The following is a 15505-nucleotide window of genomic DNA, read 5'->3' as shown; positions in this document are numbered from 1 at the left end:
TGCCCACCTTGTCGAGTTGTGTGCGGGGAAGTTGGAGCAGCGGCCCCGTCGCTTCGTTACGCGGGAACAACCTCATGACTGTGATGAATGGGCAACCATTGCGTGCATTCTGCAACAAGTCGAACTTTACTCACGACTGAACCTTGGCATACTGCACCGCGTGACCGCCTACCCCCGAACGGGGGCGCGTCGAAGTTCCGTGGAACATGCCACACTCGGCTGTTCGTCAGTTTCAGCCGATGATCCGCTCACCTGCGGATCGGCCCCTGGGGGGTCTCCCGACTGCGCGGCCCGACGCGCGAAAGAGGCAGATATGTTCAACCGTCGCGTTGTGATTGTCGGTGGAGGTATCGTCGGTCTGGCCGTTGCGGAACGACTGGCCAGACGGGGAGCCCAAATCACGCTCGTCGAGAAGGAAGCGCGCTGGGCGGCCCATCAGACCGGTCACAACTCCGGCGTCGTGCATGCCGGCCCGTACTATGTGCCGGGCTCGATGAAAGCGCGCATGTGCCAGGCCGGAAACAGGTCGATGCTGCAGTTCGCCGCCGACAATGGCATCGCGCACCGGCGAACAGGTAAACTCATCGTCGCCGTCACCGAAAGCGATCTGCCGCGGTTGCACGCCCTGCACGAGCGGGCATTGGCCAACGGCGCCGTGGCGCGCCTCATCACGGCGGCAGAAGCGCTCGACTACGAGCCCCACGTTCGTGCCGTCGCAGCTTTGCGCATCGAAGGTACCGGCATCATTGATTACGTTGCCGTCGCAAATGCTCTCGCGCGACTGGCGCAGGCCAACGGTGCCGAGTTGCTGCTCAACACCCGTCTCACCGACATTGCGGTCACCGCTCAGAACGTCACCGTGCAGCATTTTGCTGGAGTCGTGCGAGCAGACCTGTTGATCAATTGCGCAGGTCTGCACAGCGACCGCATCGCGCTGCTTGCCGGGCTGACACCCACCGTGCGCATCATCCCGTTTCGCGGGGAATACTACGAGCTTCGCGAACCGCGGCGCCACCTCGTGAACGGGCTGATTTACCCCGTTCCCGATCCCGCACTGCCGTTTTTGGGCGTTCACTTGACTCGGATGATCGACGGCTCCGTGCACGCCGGGCCCAACGCCGTACTTGCCCTGGCTCGCGAGGGCTACGCCTGGGGCCAAATGAATCTGCGCGACACCCGCGACGCGGTGACCTACCGCGGCTTTCTACACCTGGCCCGGCGCAACGTGCGCACCGGAGCCCAGGAGATCGCCCGATCTTTCTCGAAACAGTTGTTCGCCGCCAGCTTGGCCCGCCTGGTGCCGCAAATCACCCGCGACGATATCGTGCGGGCCGGTGCCGGAGTGCGAGCACAGGCCATCCGACCGAACGGGTCACTCGCCGACGACTTCATCATCCAGCAGGCACCGCGCCAGATCCATGTGCTCAATGCGCCATCTCCGGCCGCCACGAGTGCCCTCGAGATCGCCCGGCATATCGCAACCGCAGCCGCAGCCGAACTGTCACGACTCAGCTGACTCGCCTGAGTCGGTCGGCCGGGCAGCTCCGGCGCCGTTCGAAATTTACCCGCTAGGCCAGCAGGGTCTGCTCGGCGGCCTTGACCACGTTCGAGAGCAGCATGGCGCGGGTCATCGGGCCGACACCGCGGGGGTTCGGTGAGAGGTGCCCGGCGACTGCGGCGACGTCAGGGTGCACGTCGCCGATCAGACGGCCCTTGCCGGTCTCCTCGTTGTGCACGCGGGTGATTCCCACGTCGAGCACGGCGGCGCCCGGCTTGATCCAGTCGGCCTGGATGAGGTGCGGCACACCGACGGCGGCCACCACGATGTCGGCGCGGCGCACCTCGCCGGCGAGGTCGACCGTGCGCGAGTGGGTCAGAGTGACCGTCGCGTCGAGGCCCTTGCGGGTGAACAGCAGGCCGAGCGGGCGCCCCACGGTGAGGCCACGGCCCACGACGACGACCTTCTTGCCGACGATCGGCACAGAGTAGCGGCGCAGCAGCTCGACGATTCCGGCCGGGGTACACGGCAGCGGTGACCGCAGTTCGCCCTCAATGCCGAGCACGAGGCGGCCGAGGTTCGTCGGGTGCAGACCGTCGGCGTCCTTCGACGGGTCGATGAGCTCGAGCATGGCGTTCTCGTTGTGACCGACCGGCAGCGGCAGCTGGATGATGTAGCCGGTCACCTCACGGCTGTTATTGAGGTCGCTGATGGCGGCGCGCACGTCGGCGCTGGTCGCCGAACCGGGCAGGTCGATGCGCAGCGATTCGATACCAACCTCGGCGCAGTCGCGGTGCTTGCCCGCAACATAGGTCTCGGATCCGGGGTCGTTGCCCACGAGCAGGGTGGCCAGGCCGGGTACCACGCCGTGGGAGCGCAGGGCGGCGATGCGGTCCCGCAGCTCGGTCTTGATGTCAGACGCGGTCTTGACCCCGTCGAGTGTGATTGCCGTCATCGTGGTTCCCTACTGTTGTCTTTCGGTTCTGTGCTGTACTTCGGTGCCGTCGTCCTGTTCCTGTTTTCCGGGCCCGGGCCCAGAAAGCAGGCCCAGGTTGTAACCTGGGCCCAGTTGCCGGGCCCGGGCCCGGTCAAGTGCGCAGACAGGGAACCGTGCGCTGCAACCGCACGCGCGCAGCCACGCGTAAACGGATGCCGCCGGCCCGGCCGGCTGGCGGCATCCGTTTTCGAGAAAGTTACTGCTGCAGCCCGTCGTACAGGGGAAATGCCTGGGTGAGCGCGCCGACACGGGTGCGGAGCGCGGCACGGTCGGCGCCGGGCTTGAGGGCCTCGGCGATGACGTCGGCGACCTCGGTGAACTCGGCGTCGCCGAATCCGCGGGTGGCGAGGGCCGGCGTGCCGATGCGCAGGCCGGAGGTGACCATCGGCGGGCGCGGGTCGAACGGAACGGAGTTGCGGTTCACGGTGATGCCCACCTCGTGCAGGGCGTCCTCGGCCTGCTGGCCGTTGATCTCGGAGTGGCGCAGGTCGGCGAGCACGAGGTGCACGTCGGTGCCGCCGGTGAGCACGTCGATGCCGTGGGCACGCGAGTCGTCGGCGGTGAGGCGGTCGGCGAGGATGCTGGCACCGCGCAGGGTGCGCTCCTGCCGTTCCTTGAACTCTGCCGTCGCGGCGAGCTTGAACGCGGTGGCCTTCGCGGCGATCACGTGCATGAGCGGTCCGCCCTGCTGGCCGGGGAACACGTTGCTGTTGAGCTTCTTGGCCAGGGCCATGTCGCGCGACAGGATGAAGCCGGAGCGCGGGCCGGCCAGGGTCTTGTGCACGGTGCTCGACACGACGTCGGCGTACGGCACCGGCGAGGGGTGCAGGCCGGCGGCGACGAGTCCGGCGAAGTGGGCCATGTCCACCCAGAGCAACGCGCCGACCTCATCGGCGATGGCGCGGAAGGCCTCGAAGTCGAGGTGGCGCGGGTAGGCAGACCAGCCGGCGATGATGACCTTCGGCTTGCTCTCGAGGGCCTTGTCGCGCACGACGTCCATGTCGACGCGGAAGGTCTCCGGGTCGACGCCGTAGGCGACCGGGTTGTACAGCTTGCCCGAGAAGTTGAGTTTCATGCCGTGGGTGAGGTGGCCGCCGTGGGCCAGTTCGAGGCCGAGGATGGTGTCGCCGGGCGTGGCGATGGCCGAGAGCACCGCGGCATTCGCGGTGGCGCCGGAGTGCGGCTGCACGTTCGCGTAGGCGGCGCCGAAGAGCGACTTGGCCCGGTCGATGGCGAGCTGCTCGGCCACGTCGACATACTCGCAGCCGCCGTAATAGCGGCGCCCCGGGTAGCCTTCGGCGTACTTGTTGGTGAGCACGGAACCCTGCGATTGCAACACGGCGCGCGGAACGAAGTTCTCGCTCGCGATCATTTCGAGGTAGTCGCGCTGGCGGCCGAGCTCCTGCTCGAGCACGGCGGCGATCTCGGGGTCAACGACCGAGAGTGGTTCGTTGAAAGTCGACTTCAGGACGGTGGCGGAATCAGGCACGGAGTTCTCCTTATATATGGATGTTGCGGCCCAGGCGTGCGGCCACTAACCGTGTCAGTCGCTCCCCGATGGTGACCCATCTTCGTGCTACGCCAGTTGCGACTTGTTCAGCATATCAGCGGATGCCGCCGGCCGCGATCGCGGCATCCGCTCACCTCGCGGCACTCGGATGAGAGGTTGGCACTGGTTGCAACGCGTGCCATCCTCTCAAACACGTGCCACGAACCGCGCATGGCCGGGAATAGACGCAGCAGGTCGTCCGTTAGGCTAAATATACATGCAGACGCATTGAATTTTGGAGGCTGAGATGCAGTTCGGAATCTTCACGGTCGGAGACAGGACCACCGATCCCACCACGGGTAACACCCCGACCGAGAACGCCCGAATCAAGGCCATGGTCGCCATCGCGCAGAAGGTCGAAGAAGTGGGACTCGACGTTTTCGCCACCGGTGAGCACCACAACCCGCCGTTCGTGCCGTCCTCGCCGACCACCATGCTCGGATATATCGCCGCGCAGACCTCCCGCATTACTCTCTCCACCGCCACGACGCTGATCACCACGAACGATCCGGTGAAAATCGCCGAGGACTACGCAATGCTGCAGCACCTCGCCGACGGCCGGGTGGACCTCACGCTGGGCCGCGGCAACACCGGTCCGGTCTATCCGTGGTTCGGCAAGGATATCCGCGAGGGCATCCCGCTCGCGCTCGAGAACTATGCCCTGCTGCGCCGGCTCTGGCGCGAAGAGGTCGTCGATTGGGAGGGCCAGTTCCGCACTCCGCTGCAGGGGTTCCAGTCCACCCCCCGGCCGCTCGACGGCGTGCCGCCCTTCGTCTGGCACGGCAGCATCCGAAGCCCCGCAATCGCCGAACAGGCCGCGTACTACGGTGACGGATTCTTCTCGAACCACATCTTCTGGCCCGCCTCGCACACCGCGAAGATGGTGCAGTTCTACCGCGAGCGGTTCGAACACTACGGCCACGGCACCGCCGCCCAGGCCATCGTGGGACTCGGCGGCCAGGTGTTCATGAGCAAGAACTCGCAGGACGCCAAACGCGACTTCCGCCCCTACTTCGACAACGCCCCGGTCTACGGCAACGGCCCGAGCCTGGAAGACTTCACCGCGCAGACCCCGCTCACCGTGGGCAGCCCGCAGGAAGTCATCGACCGTACCCTCGGGTTTCGCGACTACGTCGGCGACTACCAGCGCCAGCTCTGGCTGATGGACCACGCCGGCCTGCCCCTGAAGACCGTGCTCGAGCAGCTCGACATTCTGGGCGAACAGGTTGTGCCCGTGCTGCGCCGGGAATTCGCGAAGAACCGCCCGGCCGACACACCGGATGCCCCCACTCACGAGTCCCTCCGCCTCGCCGCGCATGCTCCGGCGGCCGCCGCCGCTGTGCTGCACGACGACCTCGACACCGCCGCGGCCATCGCGCCGACCCAACCCGACGCCTCCTTCCGCCGGGTTCAGTAGCCGGCTCATTGCTCGGCGCGGCGGCCCTTGAGCTCGTCGACGATGAGCAGATCGGGCCGCAGGTGCTCGGTCTCATAGGCGGCTCGGCCCACGAGGTGGGCGGCCATCGGCGCGGTCAGCGCCTGAAAAACCACGATGGCGACCACCAGCGTGACGGTGCCGACCGAGAAATTGTTGATCGCGACGTCCGCTGTCACGGCCATGAGACCGAAGATCTGCGGCTTGGTCGCGGCGTGCAGGCGAGATAATACGTCAGGAAAGCGGATGAGCCCGATTCCGGCGGCGAGACACATGGCGGCCCCGGCCAGCACGAGAATGGCCGTGAGCACATCGTGCAGCACCCCGCTCACGCGCTGTCCCGAGCGGGCAGAAAGCGGGCGACGCTGAGCGATCCGAGCACCGCGAACAGGGCCAGAACGAGCAACACGGGCAGGGTGTCGGTATGCCGGTTCAGGGCCATCTCGGCGGCGAGAGCGCAGATGATCGTCGCGACGAGCACGTCCGAGGCGATGACCCGGTCGAGCACACTCGGTCCGACGACGATGCGGTACACCGAGAGCAGCGCACCGATCCCGAACATGACCGAGGCGACCACGGCCACAATCTGCAACATCATGACTGTCCCTTTCTCATCAAGCGGGCTGTGCGCCGATGTGCGGGCAGCACCCCGCGCATCCGCTCGACGTCTTCGCGTGAGCCGAACCCGCGCACGATGCGCCGCTCGGTATCGAGCACCCGGCGTCGAAAACTCTCGATGTCGCCGGCGCTGTGCATATTGAGCACGTGCAGGTACAAAACAGACGATTCCCGGTCGATGTCGACCACGATCGAGCCGGGCACAATCGAGGTGGCCACGGCGGTCCAGGTGAGAATCAGGTCGCTGCGAGAGCGCAGCCGAATCTCCAGAATGGCGTTCGAGGTGACCAGTCGGGGCTTCACCGCGAGCCAGGACACGTCGATCGACGCCCGCACGATATCCAAAATGAGTCGCACGAAGAACACCACGGTGTGCAGCGGATGCACCCGCCCGCTCAGCTGCACCGGCACCAGATAGAACGCCACGGTCACGACCAGGCCCACGACAAGCCCGACCAGCAGGTTGAGCCAGGAGAATTCGCCCCAGAGCAGCATCCACAGCACGATCAGGGCGATCAGCGGCGGGATCTGGTTGCCGACCGCTTCAAGGCGCTCGTGGGGCGTGGTCATTTCGAACCACCTTCGAAGTTGGTGCCGAGGTTGCTGTCGGCGATCGACCCGGTGCCGTTCGGGAACACGGCGTCGATGTAGGTCGACGGCGAGCTGATGTTGCCGGCCGCCCGGGTGGTCAGGTCGAAGATGGGCCCGGCGAACACGGTCAGGCCCAGGGTCAGCACCAGCATGCTCGTGGTCGCGCCGACCATGAGCGGGGAGATCGTCTTCTTCAGCACGATTCCCTCGTCTTGCGGGTCCTCCACGAGCGAGGCCGACATCGACGAGGTGTAGTTCTTGACCTGCTTCTTCGGCCGCCAAAATGCCATGTTCCAGGCCCGGGCCAGGGCGTACAGGGTCAGCAGCGACGTGAGCGCCCCGACGCCGATCAGCACGTAGATGATCGGGTCGCCAACGATGGTGCCGGCCTGGAACAGGGCGATCTTGCCGAGAAAGCCGGAGAACGGGGGGATGCCGCCGAGGTTCAGCGCACCGAGGAAGAACAAAATGGCCACGAGCGGCGACGACCCCAGCAGCCCGCCGAGGCGCGACAGCGAGGTGGTGCCGCCGACCCGGTCAATGAGCCCAGCGGCCAGGAACAGGGTGGTCTGCACGGTGATGTGGTGCACGACGTAGAAGATCGTCGCGGCGATGGCAAGCGGGGTGCCGATGGCGATGCCGAACAGCATGTAGCCGATGTGGCTGACCAGGGTGAACGACAGCAGCCGTTTGATGTCGGCCTGGGCGAGGGCGCCCAGAATACCCACGAGCAGGGTCAGCCCCGCCACGATCATGAGTGGCATCGAGAACTGGTTGTCGGGAAAGAACAGCGTCTGGGTGCGCAGGATCGCGTACACACCGACCTTGGTGAGCAACCCGGCGAAAACCGCGGTGACCGGCGCGGGCGCGGTCGGGTAGGAGTCCGGGAGCCAGAACGACATGGGGAACACGGCGGCTTTCACCCCGAAGGCGATCAGCAGCAACAGCCCGAGGATCAGCTGGATGTCGGCGGGGAGGTCGGGCATCCGCTCGGCGATGAGGGCGAGGGTGACCGTGCCGGTGGCGCCGTAGATGAGGGCGATCGCGCTCAGGAACAGCAACGACGAGACCAGGCTCACGACGATGTAGGTGATGCCCACTCGAATGCGAGCGCCGGTGCCACCGAGGGTGAGCAGCACGTAACTCGCTGCGAGCAGCATCTCGAAACCGACATACATCGTGAACAGGTCACCGGCGACAAAGGCGTTGAACAGCCCGGCCGCCAGCACGAGATAGGTGGGGTGAAAGATCGACACCGGGGTTTCGGTATCACCGTCGACGATGCCCTGGCCCACGGCGAACAACAGCACGCCGAGCAGCATGAGCGCCGAGATGAGCAGCATGATCGCCGAGAGTCGGTCGACGATGAGTACGATCCCCCACGGCGCCTCCCAGTTGCCGACCTGCACCACGGCCGGGCCGAAGCGGTCGACCAGCACGAGCAGCACGGCGCTCATCACCGTCGCCGCGGTGAGGCTCAGCACACTCACCAGCACCTGCAGGCGGCGGCGGCGGCCGAGCATCAGGGCGATCGCCGCACCGAGCAGCGGCAGGCAGACGATGAGGGGAACGAGGGCGGTCATCGCTTCTCCTCCCCGTCACGAGGCGAAGCGGATGCGGCGGCGCGGCCGGCAGCATCCGTTTTCCTCGCAGCGGTGTCTTCGTCGCTCGTGGCACCGTCGCCACGCTCGAACTCGTCGAGCGATTCGGCGATGGCGTCGTCGTCGTCGGAGGAGGAGCGGAACGCGTCGTCGGCCTGGTCGGCGCTCTCGGCGGCGTGCTCGTCGGTGAGGGTGTCGCCCTCGTCGCCGAGCTGGGCCAGCCACCAGGACCGGTAGATGAGGGCGAGCAGCAGAGCGGTGATGCCGAAGTTGATCACGATCGCGGTGAGCATAAGCACCTGCGGAATGGGGTCGACCATGTCGTCGAGGCTCGTGCCGGTCACGATCGGCGAGCTGCCGGGGCGGCCGCTCATGATGAAGATGAGCAGGTTGGTGGCGTTGCCGACGAGCAGAAAGCCGATCAGCACCCGGGTGAGGCTGCGTTCGAGCATCACGTAGACGCCCGCGGCGTACATGACGGCCATCAGAACCACGAGGGTGAGGGAGGCGCTCACTGGGCTCCTCCGTTCGGGGTCTCGTGCAGGGGGCGGATGCTGAGGCCGGCGGCCGTGTCAGTGGACGGCTCGACCGGCTCCGGCTGCGGGCCGATCTCATCGGCCTCGCTCTGCCGGTCGATCTCGCTGCCGAGGCTGCGCAGAATGTCGTAGGTCAGGCCGATGACGACGAGGTAGACGCCGATGTCGAAGATGGTCGAGGTACCGAACGACAGGTCGCCGAGCACGGGCACGGTCGCCGTGAAATAGGCCGATTCGAGCGGGATGCCATCGAAGAACAGCGAGACGACGGCCATGCCGACGGCGAGGATGACGCCGAGACCGAGGATCTTGCCCGGGTCGATCGGGGCCGCTTCGCTGAGCTCGTAGCGTCCGCCGGCGAGATAGCGGGCCACGAGGGCCAGGCCGGCGAGCAGTCCGCCGGCGAAGCCGCCGCCGGGCAGGTTGTGGCCGGCGAAGAGCAGGTAGATCGACACGATCATGGCCGGGTGAAACAGCAACCGTACGAGCACTTCGATGAGAATCGACCGGCTGCGCGGGTCGTTCTTGCGCCCGGCGAGCAGAAAAGCCTGCCGGGTGACGGCGTGGCCCTCGCTCGACACCTCCGGGTCGGCGACGACGCGGCGCCGGTTGGCGACCGAGCGCAGGCTGCGGGATTCCTTCAGCCTCGGCACGACCGCGTTACGACCCGAGACGAAGAGCAGGCTCGCGACGCCGGTCGCCACCACGATGAGCACCGACACTTCGCCCATGGTGTCCCAGGCCCGAATGTCCACGAGCATCACGTTGACGATGTTGTCGCCGTGGCCGTTCTCGACCGACAGGCGCGGCAGGGCGCCCGCGATGCTTTCGAAGTCGCGCGCACCAAGCGCGATGAAACCGATTGTGCCCATGACCAGGCCCACGAGGCTGCCGATCAGCAGGCGGCGTTTAGGGCGCACCGGCTTGTTGTGCTGGGCGATGTTCGCCGGCAGCCGCCGCAGCACGAGCACGAAGATCACCAGGGTGATCGATTCGACGAGCGCTTGGGTGAGGGCGAGGTCGGGGGCGCCGTGAAAGGCGAACAGGACGACGAGGCCGTAACCGGTGACGCCGGCCAGGATGACGGCGGTCATCCGCTGCCCGACCCGCGCCGCCATGACCGCGCAGATGGCCATGATCAGGGCAATCAGCACCTGGCCGGGGTAATCCCAGAGCACGATCGAGTCGGGCCAGCTGCGGTTGACGAAGGCCGCAAAACCGAGGGCCACCACGAACACGCTCAGAATGGTGCCGAGGTACTGCGGCAGGCCGCCCCGCTGGGCGAAGTGGGTGACCCGGGCGGCGACGCGATCGACGGCGCGAATGGCCTTGCCGTAACCGCGACCGGCGTCGATGTAGTCGGGCACCCTGGCTTGCAGCTTCGACACCCCGCGGCGGGCCCGGAACAGAAGCGCCCCGAGCAGCAGCACGACCGCGCTGAGGTACAGCGCCGGCTCGAGCCCGTGCCAGAGCGCGAGGTGGTACGGCGGTTCGGTGATGCTGCCGGTGCCCGGCACGGTGTCGGCGTACGGCGCGAGCAGCGGGTCGAGCACCGAGGCGAACAGCCCGAGGCCAATCGTCACCACCGTCAGCACACCGGGGGCGAGCAGGGTGTCCCACGGGCTCGCATGCAGCACGGTGTTCGGCTGCTGCTTGCGGGTTCCAAAAGCTCCCCAACAGAAGCGGATGCTGTAGGCCACCGTGAGCACCGATCCCACGGCCGTGCCGATCAGGGCGACGTAGCCCCAGCCGGATCCCCCGACGCCGGCGTCGAGTAGCGAGGTGAACACGGCTTCCTTGGCGACGAAACCGAACAGGGGCGGCAGGCCGGCCATCGAGGCGACCGCGACGAGCGCGATTGCCGCGAGTGCCGGAGCGCTGCGGCCGACGCCGCTGAGCCCCCGCCAGTCCCGGGTGCCGGCCCGGTGATCGATGACACCGACCACGAGGAAGAGCGTGGCTTTGTAGAGGGCGTGCGCGAGCAGCAGCGCGGCGCCGGCGAGGGCGGTGTCGCGGGTGTTGAAACCGATCGCGATCATGAGAAAGCCGAGCTGGCTGACGGTGCCGTAGGCGAGCAGCAGTTTGAGGTCGTACTGGCGCAGCGCCCGCCAGGCGCCGACGACCATGGTCCAGACGCCCAGGGTCACGAGCACCGGCAGCCAGCCGTCACTGTCGGCGTAGCCGGGGGCCAGTCGGGCGACGATGTAGATGCCGGCCTTGACCATGGCTGCGGCATGCAGGTAGGCACTGACCGGGGTCGGCGCGGCCATCGCGGCGGGCAGCCAGAAATGGAAGGGCACGAGCGCCGACTTCGACAGCGCGCCCACCAGAATGAGCAGCACCGCCCAGGTTCCCATGGCGTCGGTCACCGGGTTGGCCACGATGTAGGCCAGGCTCGTGGTGCCGGAGGCGACGGAGATCATCACGACGCCCACGAGCATGACCAGGCCGCCGAACGTCGTCACGATCAGCGCCTGCAGGGCGGCGCCGCGGCTCTCTCGTTTGTGGGTGTAATGCCCGATCAGCAGGTAGGAGAGCACACTCGTGATCTCCCAGAACATGAACATGATCACGAGGTCGTCGGCGGTGACCAGGCCGTACATGGTGCCGGCGAAGGCCAGTAGCAGGGCCGCGAACCGGCCCAGGCTCGGTTCGTCGTCGGTGAAGTAGCGGGCGCAATACACGAGGACCAGGGCGCCAATGCCGGTCACGACGAGGGCGAGAAGCCAGGCCAGGGTGTCGACCCGAAAAGAGAGACTGATGCCAAGCTGCGGGATCCAAGGGATCGACTGGGTCACAGCTCCGCCGGCGGTGACCGTGGCGGTCTGGGTGAGCGTGTACACGAAGGCGCCGGCCGGCAGAAGGGCGATCAGGTAGAAGACGCGGGTGCCCAGATACCGGGTGAGCCACGGCGTGAGCACCGACACAGCGATGAATGCGAGGAGGAATGAAACCATGCGTCCTCCAGGCTTGTCAGGTCGGGGTGTAAAGGTCTAGCCTACCCGCCCACAGGCGGTATCTGGATGGTGACCCGCGAAACGCCTCTCGATGGGACCATCACCGGGTTGGAGCTGAGCGGGCTCATCGTGCACTCGCTGGGTGCTGCGCGTATTGGTTGGCCACAGCGGCCACATCGTTCACGTACGAATCGACGTGGTTATACGAGAATATAGCGGCGCGCCACGTCTCGGTGCTGGTCATGTCGCCGCCGTGGCACAGGTATCGGGCGGTCGCCAGCGCCGCGTCGTCGATCTGGTTCGGGTCGGCGGCACCGTCCCCACTGCCGTCGGCACCCCACCGCGCCCACGTTTCCGGGATGAATTGCATCGGCCCGACCGCTCGGTCCCACACTGTGTCGCCGTCCCACGCACCGCCGTCGGTGTCGGCGATGGCGGCGGCCCCGTTGCCGTCGAGCGCAATCCCCCGAATCGCGGGTGTCGGGTATCCCGTGTCGCTGAGCACAGCGCCACCGTGGCTGCCGTGCCCTGATTCGATCTCCCCGATCGCGGCGAGAGTGTTCCAGCCAATTCCGCAGCCGGGTTGTTCGGCATCGACGGTCAGGTCAGCGGCGGCATAGGCGGTCAGCGCCCGACGCGGAATACCGGTCACGGCCGAGACATTCTCTGCCCACGCCGGGTCGACACCAACGATGGGCGCCACCGCCGCACTGGCCGATCCCAACGACGCGTCCGGGGTGTTCTGCGTATTCGGTGCAGGTTGCCCGCTCACGGTGGCGCTGCCCGGGGGCGGGGCGACCTCCGCCATGGCCGTAGGCGGCTGTATCGGCGCAGACTTCAGGCTCGCAAGGTTCATCGCGGCGGTCGCTGCGACGGCGATCACACCGATACTGAGGAACATGCCGATCTGCGCGAGAACTGTGCGTTTTTTGCGCCGCTCGGGTGTGACACCAGCACAGTATGCCCGGTCGTCGCTTGGCTCCAGGAAACCGCTGGGTTCAGCGTTCAGGGGGCCCTGTCTGGTGGTATCGAGGTTCATGATGACTCCTGTCGGCCGGGCAGCGCCGCGGGCGGGGCGGTCGATGTCGGCTCCGGGCCAGGCGAGGGAGCTGGGGTGGACAGGAGTAGGGTCACGGTCAGCCCGACGCGAAGCACCGCCCCGGCTCCGGGCTGCGTACCGGTAACGGTCGCCGTCACTGGGCCGTCCACGGGGATCATCGTGGCCGCGAAGCCCGCAGATTGCAGCAGCGCGATCGCCGCCGCGGCGCTTATCCCGCCCACTTGCGGCACCGTGTTCGTGCCGCTTGCGACGGTGACATCAACGGTGGAGCTGGCCGGGAGCGGCTCTCCGGCGGTTGGGTACTGGCTGAGAATCCGGTCGGCGACCTCGGCCGATTCGATGCGGGTGATGGTGCCCAGGGTAAGTCCGGCGGCGCGCAGGGTGGTCTCGGCGTCGGTGAGGGTGCCGAACAGCGTCGGCATCATGACCTGCTCCGGCACGGTCGGCGTCGCGGTCGGGGGAACGGTCGGAGGCACGGTCGGCGTCGCAGTCGGCGCGTGCGGTGGTATGGCGGTCGCTGTCGGGCTGGTCACGTATCCCGGGGATGTCGGCTCGGACATCCCGGGGCCGGCCGTTGCGGAGATGGTTCCCCAGATCGCGAGCCCCATAACGGCAGCGATGCTGAGCATGGTGACGACACCGCCGGCGCTTCCGACGAACGCCGATTGCGTCGTCTCGTGGTCTGCGGCGGGTTCCAGAGGAGTCAGATAGTCGAGATTGCCTGCCCCACCCGGAGCCAGCATTTTGGTGACAGCCGTCGGGCTGTCTGGTCCGATAGCGATCGCGGTCGCATCCGTGGCTGACAGTCGACTCGTGTCCCGGCTGATGGCATCGGCGAGGACCGTGCGAAACTCGGCCGCGGTGCGGTAGCGCCGCGCCGGTGTTTTCGTCATCGCTCGCGTCACAATGCGATCCAGCGCCCGCGCTGCGGGTACCAGCACGGAGGGCACCGGCGGGGGTGCTGAGACGTGCGCCTCGAGCACGAGCGCGGCCACGTCTCGTGGGTAAGGCGGCTGCCCGGTGAGCATGAAATACAGCAGTGCACCGCACTGGTACAGGTCACCGGCAGCGCGCACGGGTTTGCCCTGCGCATGCTCGGGCGACATGAAATTCACGTTGCCGACCACACCGGTTGGTGCCCGTTCACTAGTCGCCGCCGCGTCGGGGCCGGCGTCGCCACTCGCCGCAGGCTCGTGCTCAGTGAGCAGCACGTCGCTGCCGAGGGCGGCGTACCCGGTCGCGGCGGCGAGCCCGAAATCGACCAGCCGCACCTGTGCGCTGGTGAGCGCTTCGCCCCGATGCGCTCTGCCAGCGCCGTCGAGCATCACGTTCTGCGGAGTGACGTCCCGGTGCACGATCCCCAGCGCGTGCGCGGCTTCGAGTGCGGCGAGTACCCCGTCGAGCACGGCCGCCGCCGACGCGGGGTGCAGGGGGCCGTTGGCCTCGACCCAGTCGGAGATGGTAGGCCCGTCAACAAGATCGAGGGCGATCCACGCCATCGTCACGCCACCCGCCTCGTGCAGCCCGAACTCGTGCACGGCGGCAACGTTGGGGTGCCTCAGCGGTTTCGCGGCGCGCGCTTCCCGAAAAAAGGCCTCCCGAGTCGCGGCGTCACGACACAGGTGCGGGTGCAGCATTTTCACCGCGACCAGGCACGTCTGGTCGCCCTGGCCGGTGGCGGTTAGGTCTTCCGCAGCGAATACGGATGCCGACCCGCCGACGCCGAGCAGCTCGCCCAGCCGGTACCGCCCGTCGAGCAGTTCTGCGTCGTTGCCGGGTGTCATCTGCCCGAATTTTCATGTGCGGCCTCGACAGTGGAGGCCCCGAGGATGAGCGGCCGATCCGTCGGAGCGTTCCCGTTCATCAGCTATCCGAACCGGCCGTTCACGTAGTCGAAAGTGCGCTCGTCCTGGGGTTCGGAGAACATGGCATCCGTATCGCCGTGCTCCACGATTCCGCCCGGCGTGCCTTGGGATGCCAGGAAGAATGCACACTTCTGCGAGACCCGTTGAGCCTGCTGCATGTTGTGGGTGACGATCACGATTGTGACCTCCTTTTGCAGCTCGCCCATTGTCTCCTCGATCACGCGCGTCGACGTGGGGTCGAGCGCCGAGCAGGGTTCGTCCATCAGCAGCACCTTCGGTTTTACCGCGAGTGAGCGTGCGATGCAGAGCCGCTGCTGCTGTCCGCCCGAGAGCCCACCGCCCGGTTGGCGCAGCCGGTCCTTGACCTCGCGCCAGAGTCCAGCGCTGGTGAGGCTGCGTTCGACGACTTCGTCTTTCTCGTCGCGAGAGGCGCGGATGCCCGTGAGTTTGAGCCCTGCGACCACATTGTCGTAGATGGACATCGCCGGAAAGGGATTGGGCTTTTGAAATACCATCCCGATGTGGCGTCGGGCGTCGGTGAGTTTGCGCGTGCGGTCGTAGATGTCGGCTCCGTCGAGTACCACCTCGCCGGCCAACGACGCCAGCGGCACCAGTTCGTGCATGCGGTTGAGAATGCGCAGAAACGTGCTCTTGCCACAGCCGGACGGGCCGATCAAGGCCGTCACCTGGCCGGCCTCCATCGTGAGCGAGACTCGTTCAAGCACCTTGTGCGTGCCGAACCACGCGGAGACATCCCGCGCCTCCAGAGCCGATAAGACCGGTCGCGGAGCGTCAGAG

The 15505-nt window shown here is 67.0% G+C and carries 13 protein-coding genes and 1 riboswitch; of the genes, 2 read left to right on the top strand and 11 right to left on the bottom strand.

All coding sequences use genetic code 11. The features are described 5' to 3' along the window. The first annotated feature begins 313 nt into the window (after positions 1 to 313). Positions 314 to 1516 carry an L-2-hydroxyglutarate oxidase gene (lhgO, locus tag BMW72_RS03945; protein ID WP_092107445.1) on the top strand — a complete coding sequence of 401 codons (1203 nt, stop codon included), beginning with the start codon at positions 314 to 316 and terminating at the stop codon, positions 1514 to 1516. Positions 1517 to 1568: 52 nt separating this feature from the next. Here the strand turns inward: lhgO and BMW72_RS03940 are convergent, their stop codons facing one another. Both BMW72_RS03940 and glyA read right to left on the bottom strand, forming a co-directional pair. Then, the gene (locus BMW72_RS03940) at positions 1569 to 2453 is read right to left on the bottom strand and encodes a bifunctional methylenetetrahydrofolate dehydrogenase/methenyltetrahydrofolate cyclohydrolase (RefSeq protein WP_092107443.1); all 885 of its coding nucleotides are present in this window, start codon (positions 2451 to 2453) and stop codon (positions 1569 to 1571) included. A gap of 238 nt (positions 2454 to 2691) precedes the next feature. Beyond that, positions 2692 to 3984 (bottom strand): serine hydroxymethyltransferase, encoded by a 1293-nt coding sequence (gene glyA, locus BMW72_RS03935; protein WP_277871551.1) that lies wholly within the window; start codon positions 3982 to 3984, stop codon positions 2692 to 2694. A 21-nt stretch (positions 3985 to 4005) separates the two neighbouring features. Continuing rightward, positions 4006 to 4094: riboswitch (ZMP/ZTP riboswitch) on the bottom strand. Positions 4095 to 4291: 197 nt separating this feature from the next. On the opposite strand from glyA, the gene BMW72_RS03930 reads away from it, so the two are divergent. After that, positions 4292 to 5461 (top strand): LLM class flavin-dependent oxidoreductase, encoded by a 1170-nt coding sequence (locus BMW72_RS03930; protein WP_092107441.1) that lies wholly within the window; start codon positions 4292 to 4294, stop codon positions 5459 to 5461. Between the two features lie 5 nt (positions 5462 to 5466). Here the strand turns inward: BMW72_RS03930 and mnhG are convergent, their stop codons facing one another. The 9 genes from mnhG to pstB all read right to left on the bottom strand — a co-directional run bounded on the left by mnhG (position 5467) and on the right by pstB (position 15474). Next, positions 5467 to 5811 carry a monovalent cation/H(+) antiporter subunit G gene (gene mnhG, locus BMW72_RS03925; protein ID WP_241983947.1) on the bottom strand — a complete coding sequence of 115 codons (345 nt, stop codon included), beginning with the start codon at positions 5809 to 5811 and terminating at the stop codon, positions 5467 to 5469. Then, the gene (locus BMW72_RS03920) at positions 5808 to 6077 is read right to left on the bottom strand and encodes an MrpF/PhaF family protein (RefSeq protein WP_338419455.1); all 270 of its coding nucleotides are present in this window, start codon (positions 6075 to 6077) and stop codon (positions 5808 to 5810) included. The genes mnhG and BMW72_RS03920 overlap by 4 nt, the downstream gene beginning before the upstream one ends. Beyond that, the gene (locus BMW72_RS03915) at positions 6074 to 6667 is read right to left on the bottom strand and encodes a Na+/H+ antiporter subunit E (RefSeq protein ID WP_092107439.1); all 594 of its coding nucleotides are present in this window, start codon (positions 6665 to 6667) and stop codon (positions 6074 to 6076) included. Before BMW72_RS03915 ends, BMW72_RS03920 begins: the two co-directional genes overlap by 4 nt. Beyond that, positions 6664 to 8271, bottom strand: coding sequence for a Na+/H+ antiporter subunit D (locus BMW72_RS03910; protein ID WP_092107437.1), 1608 nt, complete (start codon positions 8269 to 8271; stop codon positions 6664 to 6666). The genes BMW72_RS03915 and BMW72_RS03910 overlap by 4 nt, the downstream gene beginning before the upstream one ends. Beyond that, on the bottom strand, positions 8268 to 8804 hold the full coding sequence (locus tag BMW72_RS03905) for a sodium:proton antiporter (protein ID WP_092107436.1): 537 nt from the start codon (positions 8802 to 8804) through the stop codon (positions 8268 to 8270). Before BMW72_RS03905 ends, BMW72_RS03910 begins: the two co-directional genes overlap by 4 nt. After that, positions 8801 to 11782, bottom strand: a complete 2982-nt coding sequence (locus BMW72_RS03900; protein ID WP_092107434.1) for a Na+/H+ antiporter subunit A — start codon at positions 11780 to 11782, stop codon at positions 8801 to 8803. The genes BMW72_RS03905 and BMW72_RS03900 overlap by 4 nt, the downstream gene beginning before the upstream one ends. A gap of 124 nt (positions 11783 to 11906) precedes the next feature. Next, the gene (locus tag BMW72_RS03895) at positions 11907 to 12821 is read right to left on the bottom strand and encodes a lytic transglycosylase domain-containing protein (protein WP_241983946.1); all 915 of its coding nucleotides are present in this window, start codon (positions 12819 to 12821) and stop codon (positions 11907 to 11909) included. Next, the gene (locus BMW72_RS03890; protein WP_092107432.1) at positions 12818 to 14626 is read right to left on the bottom strand and encodes a protein kinase domain-containing protein; all 1809 of its coding nucleotides are present in this window, start codon (positions 14624 to 14626) and stop codon (positions 12818 to 12820) included. Before BMW72_RS03890 ends, BMW72_RS03895 begins: the two co-directional genes overlap by 4 nt. An 83-nt stretch (positions 14627 to 14709) precedes the next feature. After that, a complete protein-coding gene (gene pstB / locus BMW72_RS03885) occupies positions 14710 to 15474 on the bottom strand; it encodes a phosphate ABC transporter ATP-binding protein PstB (RefSeq protein WP_420838512.1) in 765 nt (254 codons plus the stop codon). Positions 15475 to 15505: the final 31 nt, after the last annotated feature.

Origin of the sequence: Cryobacterium luteum (assembly GCF_900110125.1) — a bacterium.
Taxonomy (GTDB): domain Bacteria; phylum Actinomycetota; class Actinomycetes; order Actinomycetales; family Microbacteriaceae; genus Cryobacterium; species Cryobacterium luteum.
This window is presented reverse-complemented; position numbering and strand designations above follow the sequence as displayed.